The organism is Lelliottia nimipressuralis, from assembly GCF_041464075.1.
GTDB lineage: Bacteria > Pseudomonadota > Gammaproteobacteria > Enterobacterales > Enterobacteriaceae > Enterobacter > Enterobacter nimipressuralis.
The window spans coordinates 3,131,083-3,148,662 of sequence record NZ_CP167172.1; the positions used below are offsets into that span (position 1 = coordinate 3,131,083).

Annotated in this window: 21 protein-coding genes; 5 read left to right on the forward strand and 16 right to left on the reverse strand. The window is 55.2% G+C overall.

Annotation, left to right across the window (positions count from 1 at the left end; translation table 11 throughout):
• Window positions 1–14: 14 nt before the first annotated feature.
• Window positions 15–1,034, forward strand: a complete 1,020-nt coding sequence (locus ACB496_RS14940; protein WP_100779437.1) for a LacI family DNA-binding transcriptional regulator — start codon at window positions 15–17, stop codon at window positions 1,032–1,034.
• A 3-nt stretch (window positions 1,035–1,037) separates the two neighbouring features.
• Here ACB496_RS14940 and yfcD read toward each other — a convergent pair whose 3' ends face one another.
• Genes yfcD through yfcF form a run of 3 tightly spaced genes read right to left on the reverse strand, consistent with a single transcriptional unit; the run spans window position 1,038 to window position 2,899 of the window.
• The gene (gene yfcD / locus ACB496_RS14945) at window positions 1,038–1,592 is read right to left on the reverse strand and encodes an NUDIX hydrolase YfcD (protein WP_100779436.1); all 555 of its coding nucleotides are present in this window, start codon (window positions 1,590–1,592) and stop codon (window positions 1,038–1,040) included.
• Window positions 1,593–1,647: 55 nt separating this feature from the next.
• Window positions 1,648–2,199, reverse strand: coding sequence for a phosphodiesterase (gene yfcE / locus ACB496_RS14950; protein ID WP_371972945.1), 552 nt, complete (start codon window positions 2,197–2,199; stop codon window positions 1,648–1,650).
• A 55-nt stretch (window positions 2,200–2,254) separates the two neighbouring features.
• Complete coding sequence (yfcF, locus tag ACB496_RS14955; RefSeq protein ID WP_371972946.1) at window positions 2,255–2,899, reverse strand: glutathione transferase; 645 nt, start codon at window positions 2,897–2,899, stop codon at window positions 2,255–2,257.
• A gap of 138 nt (window positions 2,900–3,037) precedes the next feature.
• On the opposite strand from yfcF, the gene yfcG reads away from it, so the two are divergent.
• The 4 genes from yfcG to ACB496_RS14975 all read left to right on the forward strand — a co-directional run bounded on the left by yfcG (window position 3,038) and on the right by ACB496_RS14975 (window position 5,581).
• Window positions 3,038–3,667, forward strand: a complete 630-nt coding sequence (gene yfcG, locus ACB496_RS14960; protein ID WP_100779434.1) for a GSH-dependent disulfide bond oxidoreductase — start codon at window positions 3,038–3,040, stop codon at window positions 3,665–3,667.
• Window positions 3,668–3,739: 72 nt separating this feature from the next.
• Window positions 3,740–4,102: a dihydroneopterin triphosphate 2'-epimerase gene (gene folX, locus ACB496_RS14965; RefSeq protein WP_100779433.1), complete on the forward strand. Its 363-nt coding sequence runs from the start codon at window positions 3,740–3,742 to the stop codon at window positions 4,100–4,102.
• Window positions 4,103–4,120: 18 nt separating this feature from the next.
• Window positions 4,121–5,014, forward strand: coding sequence for a TIGR01777 family oxidoreductase (locus tag ACB496_RS14970; protein WP_371972947.1), 894 nt, complete (start codon window positions 4,121–4,123; stop codon window positions 5,012–5,014).
• A 57-nt stretch (window positions 5,015–5,071) separates the two neighbouring features.
• Window positions 5,072–5,581 carry a GNAT family N-acetyltransferase gene (locus ACB496_RS14975; RefSeq protein WP_371972948.1) on the forward strand — a complete coding sequence of 170 codons (510 nt, stop codon included), beginning with the start codon at window positions 5,072–5,074 and terminating at the stop codon, window positions 5,579–5,581.
• Window positions 5,582–5,662: 81 nt separating this feature from the next.
• On the opposite strand, the gene hisP is transcribed toward ACB496_RS14975, so the two are convergent.
• From hisP to truA, 13 genes are all read right to left on the reverse strand, one after another.
• Window positions 5,663–6,436, reverse strand: coding sequence for a histidine ABC transporter ATP-binding protein HisP (gene hisP / locus ACB496_RS14980; RefSeq protein ID WP_102104912.1), 774 nt, complete (start codon window positions 6,434–6,436; stop codon window positions 5,663–5,665).
• A gap of 7 nt (window positions 6,437–6,443) precedes the next feature.
• Complete coding sequence (locus ACB496_RS14985; protein WP_100779429.1) at window positions 6,444–7,160, reverse strand: ABC transporter permease; 717 nt, start codon at window positions 7,158–7,160, stop codon at window positions 6,444–6,446.
• Window positions 7,157–7,843 (reverse strand): histidine ABC transporter permease HisQ, encoded by a 687-nt coding sequence (locus ACB496_RS14990; RefSeq protein ID WP_102104913.1) that lies wholly within the window; start codon window positions 7,841–7,843, stop codon window positions 7,157–7,159. Before ACB496_RS14990 ends, ACB496_RS14985 begins: the two co-directional genes overlap by 4 nt.
• An 85-nt stretch (window positions 7,844–7,928) precedes the next feature.
• Entirely contained in the window at window positions 7,929–8,711 is a 783-nt protein-coding gene (gene hisJ / locus ACB496_RS14995; RefSeq protein ID WP_100779427.1) for a histidine ABC transporter substrate-binding protein HisJ, read from the reverse strand.
• Between the two features lie 210 nt (window positions 8,712–8,921).
• Window positions 8,922–9,704: a lysine/arginine/ornithine ABC transporter substrate-binding protein ArgT gene (gene argT / locus ACB496_RS15000; RefSeq protein WP_095282776.1), complete on the reverse strand. Its 783-nt coding sequence runs from the start codon at window positions 9,702–9,704 to the stop codon at window positions 8,922–8,924.
• Window positions 9,705–9,994: 290 nt separating this feature from the next.
• Window positions 9,995–10,564, reverse strand: a complete 570-nt coding sequence (locus ACB496_RS15005) for a UbiX family flavin prenyltransferase (protein ID WP_102104915.1) — start codon at window positions 10,562–10,564, stop codon at window positions 9,995–9,997.
• An 88-nt stretch (window positions 10,565–10,652) separates the two neighbouring features.
• A complete protein-coding gene (purF, locus tag ACB496_RS15010) occupies window positions 10,653–12,170 on the reverse strand; it encodes an amidophosphoribosyltransferase (protein ID WP_100779425.1) in 1,518 nt (505 codons plus the stop codon).
• 36 nt (window positions 12,171–12,206) lie between these two features.
• Window positions 12,207–12,695 carry a colicin V production protein gene (gene cvpA / locus ACB496_RS15015; RefSeq protein WP_100779424.1) on the reverse strand — a complete coding sequence of 163 codons (489 nt, stop codon included), beginning with the start codon at window positions 12,693–12,695 and terminating at the stop codon, window positions 12,207–12,209.
• Between the two features lie 233 nt (window positions 12,696–12,928).
• Window positions 12,929–13,624, reverse strand: a complete 696-nt coding sequence (dedD, locus tag ACB496_RS15020) for a cell division protein DedD (protein ID WP_123427178.1) — start codon at window positions 13,622–13,624, stop codon at window positions 12,929–12,931.
• Entirely contained in the window at window positions 13,614–14,882 is a 1,269-nt protein-coding gene (folC, locus tag ACB496_RS15025) for a bifunctional tetrahydrofolate synthase/dihydrofolate synthase (protein ID WP_102105009.1), read from the reverse strand. Before folC ends, dedD begins: the two co-directional genes overlap by 11 nt.
• 138 nt (window positions 14,883–15,020) lie before the next feature.
• The gene (accD, locus tag ACB496_RS15030; protein WP_100779422.1) at window positions 15,021–15,926 is read right to left on the reverse strand and encodes an acetyl-CoA carboxylase, carboxyltransferase subunit beta; all 906 of its coding nucleotides are present in this window, start codon (window positions 15,924–15,926) and stop codon (window positions 15,021–15,023) included.
• A gap of 154 nt (window positions 15,927–16,080) precedes the next feature.
• Window positions 16,081–16,740 (reverse strand): DedA family protein, encoded by a 660-nt coding sequence (locus tag ACB496_RS15035; protein WP_107703177.1) that lies wholly within the window; start codon window positions 16,738–16,740, stop codon window positions 16,081–16,083.
• A 27-nt stretch (window positions 16,741–16,767) separates the two neighbouring features.
• Window positions 16,768–17,580 (reverse strand): tRNA pseudouridine(38-40) synthase TruA, encoded by an 813-nt coding sequence (truA, locus tag ACB496_RS15040; RefSeq protein ID WP_107703176.1) that lies wholly within the window; start codon window positions 17,578–17,580, stop codon window positions 16,768–16,770.

Below are 17,580 nucleotides of genomic sequence, written 5' to 3' on the forward strand. Positions count from 1 at the left end.
CACCAGGAATTTGTATGTCTCTAACCCGAAAACGACGTAGTACCGGCAAAGTGACAATCTCTGATGTCGCTCAGCTTGCCGGAGTGGGTACTATGACGGTGTCCCGCGCATTGCGCACGCCAGAGCAGGTTTCCGATAAGCTACGAGAAAAAATTGATGCGGCGGTGCAGGAGCTGGGTTATATGCCTAATCTTGCAGCCAGTGCGCTGGCGTCAGCCTCATCCAGAACCATCGCCATGGTCGTCCCCAATCTTGCAGAAGACGGATGTTCCGATATGTTCGCCGGACTGCAGCAAATCCTGCAACCGGCCGGATACCAGATTATGCTGGCCGAATCTCAGCACCGTCCTGAGCAGGAAGAGAAACTGCTCGAAACGCTGCTCGCCTCTAACATTGCGGCCGCCATTTTGCTCAGCGCGGAACACACGGATACCGTCCGCCACTGGCTGAAAAACGCCTCTATACCGGTGATGGAAATGGGGGCGATGCGCGCCGATCCGCTGGATATGAATATTGGAATCGATAACGTCGCAGCGATGTACGAACTCACCGAACTGGTGATTCAGCGCGGCTATCAGAACATCGGGCTGCTGTGCGCGAATCAGGAGCAGTGGATTTTCCAGCAGCACCTGCAGGGCTGGTATAAGGCGATGTTGCGCCACCATATGTCGCCGAATCGGGTGATTAATGCCGCACTGCCGCCGAATTTCTCAACGGGGGCGTCGCAGCTGCCGGAGTTTTTACTTGCCTGGCCGGAACTGGATGCGCTGGTCTGCGTCTCCGACGAACTGGCGTGCGGCGTGCTGTATGAGTGTCAGCGCCGGCGCATCAAAGTACCGGATGACCTGGCGGTAGTGGGATTTGGCGATAGCGACGTCAGCCGCGTCTGTCAGCCGCCGCTGACGACGATGGCGGTGCCACATCGTAAGATTGGTGTTGAAGCGGGACGCGCGCTGCTGGAGCGCTTGAACGACAGCGACTGGCGCGATCAGAAACCGATCGCCTCCAGTCTGTGTTTGCGGGAGAGTTGCTGAGGTTTACTCAGCCTGCTCCTGCTTCTCAGGTTTTGCGGACTCGTTTTTGGCGTTGCGGCTCATCCACAGCGCCAGAGCTTTCAGTGAATCCGGAGTGAACTCATCACAACGTGCGGTGATCTCTTCTGGCGTCATCCAGCTTACTTCGCTCACCTCTTCTTCCTGAAGGGCGAAGGGGCCGTGGGACACGCAGCTAAACAACCCGCCCCACACGCGACAATGCGGGTCTTCAAAGTAGAACAGACCGTGCTCGGCAAAAGGCACACCGGCAATGCCCAACTCCTCTTCTGCCTCACGACGCGCAGAGTCCAGCAGAATTTCATCGGCCTGCACTACGCCACCTGCCGTAGCATCGAGCATGCCCGGGAGAAAATCTTTCGTGTCAGTACGTCGCTGTACCAGGATCTTGCCCATTCCATCGTGAACAACGATGTAAGTTGCGCGGTGACGCAGACGTTCAGCCCGCATTTGCTCGCGGCTCGCCTGTGCGATCACTTCATTGTCTTCGCTGACAATATCAACCCACTCTGTACTTGCCAAATGACTCTGCTCCACCATCGGGAACCCTTCTCGTTAAGCGCTCTTTTGGCGCGTTTGACTTTTGAGGTGTAACTTACGGATTAATGCTGACCTGCGCAATAACTTGCTGATCATTAAGTGCGATAACGCGTAATAGATTCTCCTCCAGCATGCCGTAGCTGGGGACATTCCCCCCTTTCGGAATACTGACGGACCCAGGATTGAAATGCACGGTATCCCCGTGCCTCGACGCCACCGGAATATGAGTATGACCGTAAACCAGCACATCGCCAGTCGAGAGCGGCGGCAAATTATCCGGGCTAAAAAGATGTCCGTGGGTCAAAAACAGGCGGTTCTGTTCCAGCAACACCTGCTGCCAGGGAGCAGTCATCGGGAAGTGAAGTAACATCTGATCGACTTCACTGTCGCAGTTGCCGCGCACCGCGATGATTTTATCCGCATACTGATTCAGTTTGTCCGCCACCTGCGCGGGAGCGTAGCCGTCCGGAAGCGCATTACGCGGCCCGTGGTTAAGCACATCGCCGAGGATAATCAGCCACTGCGCCCCGCTTTGCGCAAAGCGTTCAAGCACGTGCTCCGTCGCGGGCAGCGATCCGTGAATATCCGATGCAAACATGAGTTTCATCAGTGACTCCTTTCAAATGATCACGGCCCTATCATACCTGAACCCACGGGGTTTATCAGCCTGTACGCTTTGCTGACAGCGCGACAAAACGCTGCACGGAGGCGCGCTGCCACTGGAAAGAGGCATAGTCGGCCAGCGCCTGTGGAACGGCGTCGCCATTCAGTACCAGGCGGTTAAGCATGAGTGCCAGATCCGCATCGGCAATACACCATTCGCCAAACAGGTTCGGATTGCCATGATCCAGCAGTTTCGTGGCCGTTTCAAAGAGCTTACTGGCGCTCGCCTCACCCGCTTCGTTGAGCGCAGGCATTTTCGCGCCGCCAAAGATCACGTCTGTCGCACGCTGCTCACGAATCGGCACCAGATCGCTCCTGAGCCACGCCTGGATCTGTCGCGCCCGCGCGCGTTTATGCAGATCGTGGGGATAGATACGCTCCCACTCCGGCGGCGCAAAGCGGTCTTCGAGATACTCATCAATGGCTGAAGATTCACTCAGCTCAAACCCGTCGATTTCCAGCACCGGCACACGACGCGTCAGCGCATAACCCTGCCACTGCGGTTTAAGGTGATCGCCGCGATCCAGATCAACGGTTTTGAGGTTGAACGTCAGCCCCTTCTCCGCCAGCGCGACATACACACTCATGACATACGGCGAAAAAAAGTTGGCATCGGACCACAGGGTAATCGCAGGTTGGCTCATAACATCCTCATCGGCTGAACGGTTTTCATCCAACATATAATCTCTTTGCGTTCCTGTCACTTGATGAAAACTCACGATTTATGCGCAGCGCCTATACTCTTTTTTAAGGCCTGAAATAATCTAATGACAGGAGTTGAGATGATAGACCTCTATTTTGCCCCGACCCCTAACGGTCACAAGATCACGCTCTTTCTGGAAGAAACTCAGCTGGATTATCGCATTATCAAAGTGGATATCAGCAAAGGCGATCAGTTCCGGGCTGATTTTCTGGCCATTTCGCCCAACAATAAAATTCCCGCGATTGTCGATACCTCCCCTGTGGATGGCGGCAGGCCGCTGAGCCTGTTTGAATCGGGTGAGATCCTGCTCTATCTGGCGGAAAAAACCGGCAAGCTGCTGAGCGGTGAGCTGCGTGAGCGCCACCACACGCTGCAATGGCTGTTCTGGCAGGCGAGCGGTCTGGGGCCGAGCCTGGGACAAAACCACCACTTTAACCATTTTGCCCCGCAGCCCATTCCTTACGCCATTGAGCGCTATCAGGTGGAAACCCAGCGTCTTTACGGGGTGCTGAACAAGCGGCTGGAAAAATCCCCGTGGCTTGGCGGCGATCATTACAGCATCGCGGATATCGCCTGCTGGCCGTGGATCAACGCCCATCTGCGCCAGCGAATCGATCTGGCCACTTACCCTGCCGTGAACAACTGGTTCGAGCGGATCCGCACCCGCCCGGCGACGGAGCGCGCGATGCAGAAGGCTCAGCAAATTTAGGTACCCGCCGAATTGGGCGCGCCCAAAATCCTCATGTATTATGGTGCGAATAACAAACAGAGGAAGCCTGCAATGTCTCAGCATGACGCTATTATTCGTATAAAAAACTTACGCTTACGCACTTTTATCGGTATCAAAGACGAAGAGATCGAAAATCGTCAGGACATCGTGATTAATGTCGTTATTCACTACCCGGCCGACAAGGCCCGCGCCAGTGAAGATATCAACGATGCCCTGAACTATCGCACCATTACCAAGAACATCATTAAGTACGTGGAGAATAACCGTTTCTCTTTGCTGGAAAAATTAACTCAGGATGTGCTCGATATCGCACGCGAACATCACTGGGTCACTTATGCTGAAGTAGAAATCGACAAACTTCACGCGCTGCGTTACGCCGACTCGGTCTCTATGACCCTAAGCTGGCAACGCTAAGCGCCTCCAGGAGGTGGTATGAAGATTCTGGTGACTGGCGGTACCGGCCTGATTGGCCGTCATCTCATTTCGCGCTTGCAGGTGCTGAAACACGACATCACCGTGGTGACGCGCAACGCGGATAAAGCGCGTCAGGTGCTCGGCAATCACGTCGGCATCTGGAAAGGGCTGGCTGAACAGCAGAATCTGGACGGTTTCGACGCCGTCATCAACCTCGCCGGTGAGCCTATCGCCGACAAACGCTGGACCGAAGAGCAGAAACAGCGGCTGTGCGACAGCCGCTGGAACATCACTCAAAAGCTGGTCGATCTGTTCCACGCCAGCGCAACGCCTCCGTCGGTGCTGATTTCCGGCTCGGCGGCAGGCTATTACGGCGATCTCGGCGAAGTCGTCGTTACCGAAGAAGAGCCACCGCATAACGAATTTACCCACAAACTCTGCGCCCGCTGGGAGCAAATCGCCTGCGGGGCGCAGAGTGACGCCACCCGCGTTTGTCTGCTCAGAACCGGCGTGGTGCTAGCACCGAAGGGCGGAATTCTGGCGAAGATGCTCCCGGTATTTAAACTTGGCCTGGGCGGTCCGATGGGTAACGGGCGCCAGTATCTGGCCTGGATTCATATCGACGATATGGTTAACGGAATTCTGTGGCTGCTGGATAACGATCTGCGCGGCCCGTTCAATATGGTTGCGCCCTACCCGGTGCGAAACGAACAGTTTGCCCATGCGCTGGGCCACGCCCTGAAACGCCCGGCAGTGCTTCGCGCCCCTGCCACGGCCATCCGCCTGCTGATGGGGGAATCGTCAGTGCTGGTGCTGGGCGGGCAGCGCGCCCTGCCAAAACGGCTGGAGGCGTCGGGATTTGCCTTCCGCTGGTACGACTTAGAAGAAGCCCTGGGAGATGTGGTGGGTTAAATCTGCCGTGTCGCTTATGGTAGAGTCGTACGTCAGACTCCCCAGAATGGCGACACTATGGCGACAATCACCACTCCCCGACTTCAGCTTTCCCCCTTTAAACCCTCCGACTGGGCGTTCTTCCGCTCCCTGCGCGAAGATCGCGCGATCATGCGTTATATGGCGGCCATTGCGCCTGAAAAAGAGACCCGACGCCTGTTCGCCATTCGCCTGGCAGCGCCCCACACCTTTGTGATTCGCGCCCACGGCAACGACACACCGCTCGGCGATATTGGCCTGCAAATCAGCGCGAAGTTCCGTGAAGAAGCAGATATTGGCTATACGGTGATCCCTCAGGCCCAGGGCAAAGGCTATGCCAGCGAAGCGCTGCGAGCAGTGTGCGACTATGCGTTCAGCCAGGCGGGCGTGAAAGCGATTAATGCCTATGTACTGGCGGAGAACGCCGGTTCGGTGCGGGTGCTGGAGAAGCAGGGATTTGTGCGTACTCAGGTGCTGGAAAAGGCCTATGAGATTAACGGCCTGCGCTATGACGACTGGGTGTATCGGCTGGAGTGTGGTGCGGTCTGAGCTGCCGGGCGGCACGGTCTTTACCCGGCGATGATATGCATTCTGCATGCCCGGTAAACTCAACGCCACCGGGCACCGACATTACTTGAGCGAGCCTTTCAGGAACTGCTGCAAACGCGGGCTTTTCGGGTTCGCCAGCACCTCATCAGGATGCCCTTGCTCTTCGATGACGCCCTGATGCAGGAAGATAACGTGGTTCGAGACGTTACGGGCAAAGCCCATCTCGTGCGTCACCACCACCATCGTTTTCCCCTCTTCGGCCAGCTTCTGCATAATGCGCAGCACTTCGCCCACCAGCTCAGGATCGAGCGCCGAGGTCGGCTCATCAAACAGCAGAACTTCCGGCTCCATCGCCAGCGCACGGGCGATGGAGACACGCTGCTGCTGACCGCCGGACAAATGCACCGGATACTTAATCTGCTGACGTTCGTCGATACCCACTTTCGCCAGGTATTTCACCGCACGTTCACGCGCTTCCTGTTTGCTTAAGCCCAGCACCTGAATCGGCGCTTCCATGACGTTCTCCAGCACCGTCATATGGCTCCAGAGGTTAAAGTGCTGGAACACCATCGTCAGACGCGTGCGCAGCAGACGCAGCTGATTCTTATCCGCCACTTTCAGCTGCCCGTCTTTGTCGCGCACCAGGTTGATATTTTGCCCGCTGACGATAATCGACCCTTCGCTCGGCTTTTCGAGGAAGTTAATGCAGCGCAGGAAGGTACTTTTTCCCGAACCGGATGAGCCAATAATACTGATCACATCGCCCGCATTCGCCTGCAGCGATACCCCTTTCAGCACTTCATGTTCGCCGTAGCGTTTGTGCAGATCGATAACGTTTAATTTATTTTCAGACATCGTTTTCTCAGTGCGTCGAAGTAGGTTTCATGTGCTGCAACCAGCGTTTTTCTGCCTTGCGGAACAGGCTAATCAGGACGTACGAAATAATCAAATACAGCACCGCGGCGATGCCGAAGGCGGTAAAGGGCTGGTAAGTCGCCGAGTTAATATCACGCGCGATTTTCAGCAGGTCCGGCACTGTCGCGGTAAACGCCAGCGCGGTGGAGTGCAGCATCAGGATCACTTCGTTGCTGTACGCCGGCAGCGCGATACGCAGTGCGGAAGGCATAATAATGCAGCGATAGAGCTTCACCGATGAGAAACCATAGGCGCGCGCCGCTTCAATCTCACCGTAAGGCACAGAACGAATGGCACCGGCGAAGATCTCTGTGGTGTACGCGCAGGTGTTTAGCGTCAGCGCCAGCACGGTACAGTTCAAGCCGCTGCGAAAGAACGCGTTCAGCATTTCTGTGCCTTTGACTATTTCCAGCGTGTACATGCCGGAGTAAAAGACCAGCAGTTGGACGTACAGCGGCGTGCCGCGAAAAATATAGGTAAACAGCCAAATCGGGAAGCGAATGTATTTGTTTTCCGATACGCGGCCAATGGATAAAAACACCGCCAGAATCCCGCCCATCACCACAGACGAAATCAGCAGCCACAGGGTAATCGCCACGCCGGTAAAGCGATAGCCATCGGTCCACAGCAGCGATTTCCAGTATTCCTGAATAATCTCAATCACAGGTCAGCCCTCTTCACACCCACGGAGTAGCGACGTTCGAGAAGAAGCAGCACACCATTGGAGACGGTAGTAAACACCAGATAAATCACGCCGCACACGACGGCAAAATAGAAGGGTTCCCAGGTGCTCTTACCCGCAAGCTGCGTGGCTTTCACCACATCTTCCAGACCGAGGAGGGACACCAGTGCCGTCGCTTTGAGGATCACCTGCCAGTTGTTACCGATGCCCGGTAAAGCAAAGCGCATCATGGCCGGGAACATAATCCGACGGAAAATTTGTGAGGAGGTAAAACCGAAGGCGGTGGCTGCCTCGATATGGCCTTTTGGTACGGCCATGTATGCGCCGCGGAAGGTTTCCGTGAAATAGGCGCCGTAAATAAAGCCAAGGGTGATAATACCGGCCACCATCGGGTCGATATCAATCTGCGACATTCCCACGGCATCCGTCACGCCGTTGAGCGCAATCTGCAGACCATAGAAAATGAGCAGCATCAGGACCAGATCGGGCACACCGCGAATCAGCGTGGTGTAGCCTTCAAAAATTAATGCCAGTACCCGATTACTTGAGAGTTTCGCTCCCGCACCCGCCAGGCCTATCAGCACCGCCAGCACCACTGAACTGATGGCCAGTTCGAGGGTGACAAGCGCGCCTTGTAAAATAACGCCAGAAAATCCGTACAGCATAAGGCCTGCCCTGTCGTGAGTGGTCACACCGTGTCTTTTCCCCTCCCGGAACGCGGGAGGGGCCGCACGTTATTTAACGGGGCGATTAGCCGCCGTAGACATCAAAGTCGAAGTATTTCTTCGCCAGTTTTTCGTAAGTGCCGTCTGCGCGCATTTCGGCAAAGGCTTTGTTCAGTGCTTCGCGCAGTTCGTTGTCCTCTTTACGCAGGCCCATGCCGGTGCCGACGCCAAAGAGTTTCTCGTCCTTAATGGACGGACCGCCGAACTTGTAATCTTTCCCTACAGGCTGCTTCAGGAAACCTTCGCTGGCGGCCACTTCGTCCTGGAACGCCGCATCGATACGGCCAGCAGTCAGGTCAGCGTAGATATTTTCCTGGCCCTGGTAGGAGACGATCTCGATGCCTTTCGGCGCCCAGTGCTCATTGCCGTAGGTTTCCTGGGTGGTGCCCTGCAGCACACCCACGCGTTTGCCTTTCAGTGACTCAAGCGTTGGCTGAATGTCAGAAGACTTCGCGACCACCAGACGAGAATCCGCCGCATAGAGTTTGTCGGTGAAGGCAATCTCCTGCTGACGTTTTTCGGTGATGGAGAGTGAGGACATAATCACGTCGATTTTCTTTGCTTTCAGCGACGGGATCAGCGCATCCAGTGGGTTCTCAACGTAGGTGCATTGGGTTTTGATGCGTTTGCACAGCTCATTGGCGATATCGATGTCAAAACCGACCAGTTCACCTTTCGAATTCTTCGATTCGAACGGGGCATAAGTCGGATCGGTACCGATACGGATTTTTTGTGGAATGGCGGCAAAAGCTGCGGTAGCGCTGGAAAATGCCAGCACCAGAGAAAGCGACAACACCAGTTTTTTCATGTTTATCCTCAACAGACTGTCTTCTTACGGGATTTTACAACGGGGGAGTGCCATTAATGTGCCATTAATCCCCCTGGCAAGGCAAAGTATAAAGCCCGCCAGATGGAAATTTTTGCATCATAAATGCTTAACTATGCACTCAGCGACCCAAAATGGTGCGTCTTTTGCACCATTTTGGATCATGCAGACGCAGTGCCCCGTCAGTGACGATCAATCCCCGTAGACGTTGAAGTCGAAGTACTTCTTCGCCAGCTTGTCGTAGGTGCCGTCTTTGCGCAGTTCGGCAAAGGCTTTGTCGAATGCCGCTTTCAACTCTTTGTCGTCTTTACGTAAGCCAATCCCGGTGCCGTCACCGAAGTATTTTTTGTCTTTCACCGACGGGCCGGCAAAGGCGAACTCTTTACCTGCAGGTTGTTTCAGGAAGCCTTCGCTGGCGGCCACTTCGTCCTGGAATGCGGCATCCAGACGCCCTGCTGCGAGGTCAGAGTAGATCAGATCCTGGTTCTGATAGGCAACCACATCGACGCCTTTTTCGCGCCAGTCAGCATTAGCAAACCCTTCCTGAGTGGAGCCTTGCAGCACACCCACGTGTTTACCTTTCAGCGACTCAATGGTCGGCTGAATCGGAGAGCCTTTCGCCGCGATCAGACGGGAATCTGCCGCGTAGAGCTTGTCAGAGAAGGCGATTTCCTGCTGACGTTTTTCGGTAATGGAGAGCGAGGAGATAATGGCATCGATTTTCTTGGCTTTCAGCGACGGGATTAACGCATCAAAATCGCTGCCCACCCATGTGCATTTCACCTGCATGCGCTTGCACATTTCATTTCCCAAATCGATATCAAAGCCGACAAAGTCGCCTTTCGCATCCTTGGACGAGAATGGCGCGTATGTGGCGTCTGTACCGATGCGCACTGTCTGAGGAAGTGCTGCATAGCTGCTCGCTGCCGCACTTAATCCCACCAGCAGAGACAGAGCCAGAACCGTCTTCTTCATACATTTACCCTCAAGTGTCGTGATTTTATTATGGTTTGTGTTGTGTGTTGGATAGCAGGCGTTCTCTTGCAGGTCTTATGCCATATTGCCGACTGGTCAAAAAATCGACGTTAAATATGTTAATAAAACGTTGCGATATTGCCTTAATAGTGAAGATAGCAGGTCTGCCAAACGAACCGGAGGGGGAAAAAGGGAAAAAAGGAATTAAATGTCGAGGATATGATCGCGGTTGCATAATTGCCCCGAGAAGGGGCAACCAGGCTTATCATGCACCCAAACGAGGCAACGAGTTATGCGCCCTGCCAGCGCGCGAAGAGATCTTCCGGCAGGTCGATATCAAACTGATCCAGTACGCGGTTTACGGTCTGGTTAATGACGTCGTCGAGGGTTTGCGGGCGATGATAGAACGCCGGAACCGGCGGCATAATGACCGCGCCAAGCTCCGCCGCCTGCGTCATCAGACGCAAATGGCCGAGATGCAGCGGCGTTTCGCGCACGCACAGCACCAGCGTGCGGCGCTCTTTCAGCACCACGTCGGCCGCGCGGGTCACGAGAGTGTCCGTATAGCTGTTGACGATGCCTGAGAGGGTTTTAATGGAACAGGGCAGGATAACCATGCCGGCAGTTTTAAACGAGCCAGAGGAGATGCTGGCGGCGATATCGCGGGCATCGTGCACCACGTCGGCCAGAGCCTGAACATCGCGCAGAGAAAAATCGGTTTCGAGGGAAAGGGTCTGACGCGCCGCCTGGCTCATCACCAGATGGGTCTGGACATCCGCCACGTCGCGCAGCACCTGGAGCAGACGTACGCCGTAAATGGCGCCACTGGCACCGGAGATCCCTACAATGAGTTGTTTCATGATTTCGCCCTTTCTTGCTTCAGGGCAGACTTTGCAGGATTTTGCGGGGAGTTGCAAGTGAGGGCATCCGCCCTCACTTGCCGGGGCGTTAGCCTTCGTTGTGCATCTCTAAGCTTTCGAGATCGTTTTGCATCTGTACGGCTTTGGCATCGTCGTTACGCAGCGAGTCAAGGTAGTCGAGATACTGCTGATCGACGTCTTTGGTCACATAGATGCCGTTGAACACGGAGCACTCGAACTGCTGAATGTCCGGGTTTTCAGCGCGTACTGCGTCAATCAGATCGCTGAGATCCTGGAAAATCAGGCCGTCAGCGCCAATGATCTGGCGAATCTCGTCCACTTCACGACCGTGTGCGATCAGCTCGTTGGCGGTCGGCATGTCGATACCGTAGACGTTCGGGAAACGAATTTCCGGCGCAGCAGAGGCCAGATAAACTTTCTTGGCACCGGCTTCACGCGCCATCTCAATAATCTGCTCGGAAGTGGTGCCACGTACGATGGAGTCATCCACCAGCAACACGTTCTTATCGCGGAACTCAGCGCGGTTGGCGTTGAGCTTACGACGCACAGACTTACGACGCAGCTGCTGACCAGGCATGATAAAGGTGCGGCCAACGTAGCGGTTTTTCACAAAGCCCTGACGGTACGGTTTACCCAGAATACGGGCCATCTCCAGTGCGATATCGCAGGAGGTTTCCGGAATCGGGATCACCACGTCGATATCCAGATCGTCCCACTCGCGGGCGATCTTCTCACCGAGTTTGGTACCCATATTCACGCGCGCGCTGTACACGGAAATTTTGTCGATGAACGAGTCCGGGCGTGCAAAGTAAACATATTCGAACAGGCACGGATTGCTGACCGGGTTTTCCGCACACTGACGGGTAAACAGCTGACCTTTCTCGGTGATGTAGACGGCTTCGCCCGGGGCGACATCGCGCAGGAACTCAAAGCCCAGGGTATCCAGCGCTACGCTCTCGGAGGCGACCATATACTCGGTACGGCCATCACCCAAATCACGCTTACCCAGCACCAGCGGACGGATGCCGTTAGGGTCGCGGAATGCCACCATACCGTGGCCGATAATCATCGCCACGCAAGCATACGCGCCACGGATCTGGCGGTTAGTCGCGGCAATGGCGGCAAAAATGTTGTCTGCTTCCAGCGGATAATGGCGGAAGTTATCCAGCTCGCTGGCAAAGATATTGAGCAGGATTTCAGAATCAGAGGTGGTGTTAATGTGGCGACGCTTCTCTTCGAACAGCTTTTTACGCAGCTCATGCGCGTTGGTCAGGTTGCCATTGTGGGCAAGCGTGATGCCATACGGTGAGTTGACGTAGAACGGCTGTGCTTCAGAGGCGCTGGAACTGCCAGCAGTAGGATAACGAACGTGGCCAATCCCCATATTGCCTTGCAGGCGCTGCATATGGCGGGCTTCAAATACATCGTTGACCAGGCCATTCGCTTTGCGTAAACGGAAACAGTTGTTGGCATCAATGGTGATGATGCCTGCTGCATCCTGGCCACGGTGCTGAAGCACCGACAACGCGTCATAAATAGACTGGTTTACCGGCATGAAACCGGCGATACCGACAATACCGCACATTCGTCTTTTCCTCGTTAAGCCACATCTCAAAGCGTTTTACACTTTGGGCAAGAAACTCGACGAGCTTTGCAGATAGTCAAAGAACCATCTGATGATGAAGCTGAACTGTGGAATCAGCTGGGACTTGCTCCAGTCTTCGCTTTTTGAAAACCCGGTAAAGGTATCAAGGAAGAACAGTATCGCAGCCACGATCAGCGCGCCTCGCAGCGCACCAAAACAGATCCCCAGCACCCTGTCCGTTCCTGACAGACCGGTTTTCTCGACCAGCTGACCTATCACGTAGTTCACGATAGCGCCGACGATTAGCGTCGCGATAAACAGCACCGCGATGGCGATTCCATTTCGGACCAGTTCATCTTCAAAGCCCGTGAACCAGACAGACAGGTAAGTGTAGTAATGACTGGCGACAAAGAAAGCACAACCCCATGTCACCAGCGATAACGCTTCACGAACAAAGCCACGGATCAGGCTAACCAGACAGGAAAAACCTATCACCGCAATGATGGCGTAATCAATCCAGACCATATGTGTCCCACGATTAAACGCCCTGTCATCCAGTTCGGGGCGAATTCTAACAGAAAAAGAAAACGTTTGCGTAGGGATTTCCTTCCCGCGCGTAAATAAAAAAGGCGCTGAAAAAATGTTCAACGCCGCTGGGTTATTGCGCCTCTTTGGACGAATTCCCGCCTCTCATCCCGGCCCTCAAGACCGTATGGAGCAATCCCCTCACCCGTCGGGACGAGGGGTATGCGCACACATCAGTTCGCGCTGTAACTCATCACCACACCGCTCAGCCCGGAAATCTGCTTCAGCTCGCCGAGCGAGCCTTTCAGCTTATCTTTCGACGCATCCGGGCCCACCAGAATGCGGGTTATTTTACCCTGCACCGGGGTGGTAGGAGAAGTGTAAACCCGATATCCGGCACCGCGGAGTTTACCGACCACTTCATTGACTTTATCGGCATTTTTTAGCGCACCAAGCTGCACCACATACGCTTTACCGGTTGGCGCAGGCTTCTCTTCCTGAACCGGTTTTTCCGGTGGCGCTTCCGTCGCGGCGGCGATCTGCTCGCTGGCTTTATCGCGCTGCGGTTTCGGCTGCGGTTTTTCTGCCGGTTTCACGGCAGGCTTTGGTTGTGCAACGGGTTCTGGAACCGGGTCCAGCTCACCGGCGTTACTCGCCACCAGACGAGAAGGATCGAGCGACGGCGCCGCCGCATCACCGGCGCGCACCTCTTCCGCCGCCCCTTCAGGAGGTTGAGCAGGCAGCGCCTGCGTGGCCGCAGGCAGCATGTCTGGCTCGTCGCGATCGCCGGGTTTTGGCACCAGCGGGATCGCCGCAAACTCATCCTGATAATGTTTTTTCTGCCCGTCGAGCAGTCCCGGGAGGAGAATCACTCCCAGCGCAACCAGCACAATGGTTCCTGTTAAACGGTTCTGAAACTTACTTGCCACCGGTTCTCCCCGCCTCCATTACTTCCATGACATGTGCCACCGTGTGGAATGATCCACACACCAGCACGGTATCTTCAGGTTTAGCATCCGCCATCGCGGCGCGCCATGCCAGCGCCACGTTTTCATAAGCTTCGCCCTTCGCGAGATGTTCCATCAGCTGCTCAGCCGACGCGCCTCGAGGCCCTTCCAGGGGAGCACAATACCAGCAATCGACCACAGTCTCCATGCAGGCCAGCGTGCCCGCAATATCTTTATCATGAAGCATACCGATAACCGCAAGTACGCGCCCTGTTTTTGGCAGGGATTTGAGGCGCTCAGCAAGATAGGCCGCTGCATGGGGGTTATGCGCCACGTCCAGAATCAAACGCGGTGATTCGCTGACAATCTGAAAACGCCCCGGCAAAAGCGCGTTCTGAATGCCGTCTCGTATCGCCTGTTCGCTCACCGCCAGACCACTGGCGCGGATAGCCGCCAGTGCGGTCGCCGCGTTCGGTTGCGGCACCTGTGGCAGCGGCAGATGGTCCAGCTCGCCCTGCGCGTCGCGAAAACGCCAGCTGTCGCCCGTTACGTCATATTGCCAGTCAACGCCACGACGCATCAGCTGTGCGCCCTTCTCCTTCGCCACGTCGGCGATTGTGTGCGGCATATCCGGTTCACCGACTACGGCAGGTTTATTGGCACGGAAAACACCCGCTTTTTCACGGCCAATGCTTTCGCGGTCCGGTCCCAGCCAGTCCGTATGGTCGAGTGCAATACTGGTCACCACCGCGACATCGGCATCAACCATGTTAGTCGCATCTAAGCGTCCCCCTAAACCGACTTCGAGAATGACCACATCCAGCTGCGCCTGTTTAAACAGCCACAGGGCGGACAGTGTGCCGTACTCAAAATAGGAGAGCGAAATCTCGCCGCGCGCCGCTTCGATTTGCGCGAAAGAGGCTGTGTGGGCGGATTCCGGCAGTTCGCTATTCTGCACGCGCACGCGTTCGGTGTAGCGGACCAGATGCGGCGAACTGTAAACACCCACTTTGTAACCGGCGGCCATCAGCATGGACTCCAGCGTGCGGCAGGTAGTGCCTTTGCCGTTCGTTCCCGCTACGGTGAACACGAAGGGCGCGGGCTTGAGGACATCAAGACGCGCACCCACCTCGCTCACGCGATCGAGGCCCATATCGATGGTTTTACTGTGCAGATTTTCCAGATAAGAAAGCCACGTGACCAGGGGTGACGTGGCTTGGGGAAGAGTATTTTTTTCCATGATACGCACTTTCATTTATGTATACACTTCGGCCTTTAAGCGGTCTCTGCGTTGGCGACGCCCTGATACTGCTCTGATGGCTTGTGTATCAAATAAGTGAAAAGGGCAGCGCCGTCTGGCCCTGCCCTTTTTGAGTTATCAGGCTTCGGGTTCCTGATCCGGCACAACCACGCCTTCACGCGGCTCGTCCGGGCTTGGCGACGGCAGATTCATCAGCTTCGCCAGGATGCTCGCCAGTTTCAGGCGCATTTCTGGACGGCGAACGATCATGTCGATAGCGCCTTTTTCAATGAGGAACTCACTGCGCTGGAAGCCCGGCGGCAGTTTTTCACGAACGGTCTGTTCGATAACGCGTGGGCCGGCAAAGCCGATCAGCGCTTTCGGTTCAGCGATGTTCAGATCGCCCAGCATCGCAAAACTCGCAGAGACGCCACCCATGGTTGGGTCGGTCAGCACGGAGATATACGGCAGACCGCGCTCCTGCATTTTGCCCAGAGCCGCAGAGGTTTTCGCCATCTGCATCAGGGACATCAGCGCTTCCTGCATACGTGCACCACCGGAGGCGGAGAAGCAGATCAGCGGGCAGTTGTCTTCCAGCGCCTGTTCAACGGCACGGATGAAACGCGCGCCGACGACAGAACCCATTGAGCCGCCCATAAAGGAGAACTCAAAGGCCACAGCGACAACCGGCATCTCGTGCAGAGTGCCTTTCATCACCACCAGCGCGTCTTTCTCGCCGGTCTCTTTCTGAGCAGAAGCCAGTCGATCTTTGTATTTTTTGGAGTCACGGAACTTCAGCACATCTTTTGGCTCAAGTTCGCTACCCAGTTCCACAAGCGAACCTTCGTCCAGCACGCTATGCAGGCGATTACGCGCCGACATACGCATGTGGTGGTCACACTTCGGGCAAACCTCAAGATTGCGTTCCAGCTCAGCGCGGTACAGGACCTGGCCGCAGCTGTCACACTTGGTCCACACCCCTTCAGGAATACTCGCCTTACGGGTTGGGGCTATGTTGCTTTTAATTCGTTCAATCCAGCTCATTGATAACCTTTCTGCCTGAACCTGGTCGTATGCCAGTTTTGCTGTAAGCGGCGCATAATGCCATTTTTGCCGCAAACAGACCATGAATGTTGCACATTAAAACATAACAGCCCGAAACTTTGGATAAAAAAGTGGTCGAACCGCAAATGCGTCTTTATTTCGCTTGCTTAGCCGCCGCGCGTTTGTGACGAATAATTTCGATCACACCCGGCAAGACTGAGAGCACAATAATGGCAACAATCAGTAACTTAAGATTTTCCTGCACAATAGGCAGATCGCCAAACAGGTAGCCCGCGTAGGTAAACAGCAGCACCCACAGCAGTGCGCCAATCACGTTATACGCCGCGAAATGACGATAGGACATATGCCCCATACCCGCCACAAACGGTGCAAAGGTGCGGACGATCGGCACAAAACGCGCCAGAATGATGGTTTTGCCACCATGACGTTCGTAGAACGCGTGCGTTTTGTCTAAATAGCTGCGACGGAAAATCTTCGAGTTCGGATTACTGAAAAGCCGTTCACCGAATACCCGCCCAATAGTGTAGTTCACCGCATCGCCGACGATAGCCGCAATAATCATCAGCACCACCATCAGGTGAACGTTGAGATCGTTGGTCGGCAGCGCAGAGAGTGCGCCCGCGACAAACAGCAGCGAATCGCCCGGCAAAAACGGCGTGACGACCAGACCGGTTTCACAGAACAAAATCAGAAAAAGAATGGCATACACCCAGACGCCGTACTGCGCGACCAGCTCCGCCAGATGAACATCGATATGCAGGATGAAATCAATGAGAAATCGTATTAAGTCCATATTGTCTAAGCCTTAATTGCAACTGCGTTAGTCCGCTAAAAACAGCGGGCCCATTGGCGGTTTTGGAAGGTCAAATCGATCCGGATAATCCACCGAGACCAGATACAGCCCTTCCGCTTTCGCCGTTGCTGCCGCAAGCGTTCTGTCCTTCGCTGCCAGCAGTTCTGCAATCCAGCTCTCCGGCTGGTGTCCGGCGCCTACTTCCATCAGGCTGCCAACGATATTCCGCACCATATGATGTACAAAGGCATTTGCTTTGATGTCCACCACCACATACGCGCCATAACGACTGACGTTAATGTGCATCACGTTTCGCCACGGGGTGCGCGACTGGCACTGAACCGCACGAAACGAGGTAAAGTCATTTTCGCCGAGCAACTGCTGCGCGGCACGGTGCATACGCTCTGCATCCAGCGGCTCATAAAAATGGGTCACGCCCTGGCTTAACACCGCCGGACGCAGACGCTGGTTGTAGATGATATAACGGTAGCGACGCGCCGTGGCACTAAAGCGCGCGTGAAAATCATCGGGCACATCTTTGACCCAACGCACCGCGATGTCACCAGGCAAATTCGCATTTACACCGAGCGTCCAGGCCGCGTCTTTACGCACCGCAGTGGTTTCGAAATGCACTACCTGACCCGTGCCGTGAACGCCCGCATCGGTACGACCGGCACACAGCACGTTGATCGGTTCGTTCGCCACCTGAGAGAGCGCTTTTTCCAGCTTTTCCTGAACGCTGCGCACTTCATTCTGACGCTGCCAGCCATAATATTTGCTGCCGTCGTATTCTATTCCGAGGGCAATTCTATGGACTGGCTTTTGCTCCACTTCAGACAT

Coding starts and splice junctions, on each gene's coding strand:
- ACB496_RS14975 (WP_371972948.1), top strand. CDS start 5,072: ATGGCGACAATCACCACTCCCCGACTTCAGCTTTCCCCCTTTAAACCC.
- cvpA (WP_100779424.1), bottom strand. CDS start 12,695: ATGGTCTGGATTGATTACGCCATCATTGCGGTGATAGGTTTTTCCTGT.
- yfcF (WP_371972946.1), bottom strand. CDS start 2,899: ATGAGCCAACCTGCGATTACCCTGTGGTCCGATGCCAACTTTTTTTCG.
- ACB496_RS14970 (WP_371972947.1), top strand. CDS start 4,121: ATGAAGATTCTGGTGACTGGCGGTACCGGCCTGATTGGCCGTCATCTC.
- ACB496_RS14990 (WP_102104913.1), bottom strand. CDS start 7,843: ATGCTGTACGGATTTTCTGGCGTTATTTTACAAGGCGCGCTTGTCACC.
- ACB496_RS15035 (WP_107703177.1), bottom strand. CDS start 16,740: ATGGACTTAATACGATTTCTCATTGATTTCATCCTGCATATCGATGTT.
- hisJ (WP_100779427.1), bottom strand. CDS start 8,711: ATGAAAAAACTGGTGTTGTCGCTTTCTCTGGTGCTGGCATTTTCCAGC.
- accD (WP_100779422.1), bottom strand. CDS start 15,926: ATGAGCTGGATTGAACGAATTAAAAGCAACATAGCCCCAACCCGTAAG.
- ACB496_RS14940 (WP_100779437.1), top strand. CDS start 15: ATGTCTCTAACCCGAAAACGACGTAGTACCGGCAAAGTGACAATCTCT.
- folX (WP_100779433.1), top strand. CDS start 3,740: ATGTCTCAGCATGACGCTATTATTCGTATAAAAAACTTACGCTTACGC.
- purF (WP_100779425.1), bottom strand. CDS start 12,170: ATGTGCGGTATTGTCGGTATCGCCGGTTTCATGCCGGTAAACCAGTCT.
- yfcE (WP_371972945.1), bottom strand. CDS start 2,199: ATGAAACTCATGTTTGCATCGGATATTCACGGATCGCTGCCCGCGACG.
- ACB496_RS15005 (WP_102104915.1), bottom strand. CDS start 10,564: ATGAAACAACTCATTGTAGGGATCTCCGGTGCCAGTGGCGCCATTTAC.
- argT (WP_095282776.1), bottom strand. CDS start 9,704: ATGAAGAAGACGGTTCTGGCTCTGTCTCTGCTGGTGGGATTAAGTGCG.
- folC (WP_102105009.1), bottom strand. CDS start 14,882: ATGGAAAAAAATACTCTTCCCCAAGCCACGTCACCCCTGGTCACGTGG.
- yfcD (WP_100779436.1), bottom strand. CDS start 1,592: ATGGTGGAGCAGAGTCATTTGGCAAGTACAGAGTGGGTTGATATTGTC.
- truA (WP_107703176.1), bottom strand. CDS start 17,580: ATGTCTGAAGTGGAGCAAAAGCCAGTCCATAGAATTGCCCTCGGAATA.
- yfcG (WP_100779434.1), top strand. CDS start 3,038: ATGATAGACCTCTATTTTGCCCCGACCCCTAACGGTCACAAGATCACG.
- hisP (WP_102104912.1), bottom strand. CDS start 6,436: ATGTCTGAAAATAAATTAAACGTTATCGATCTGCACAAACGCTACGGC.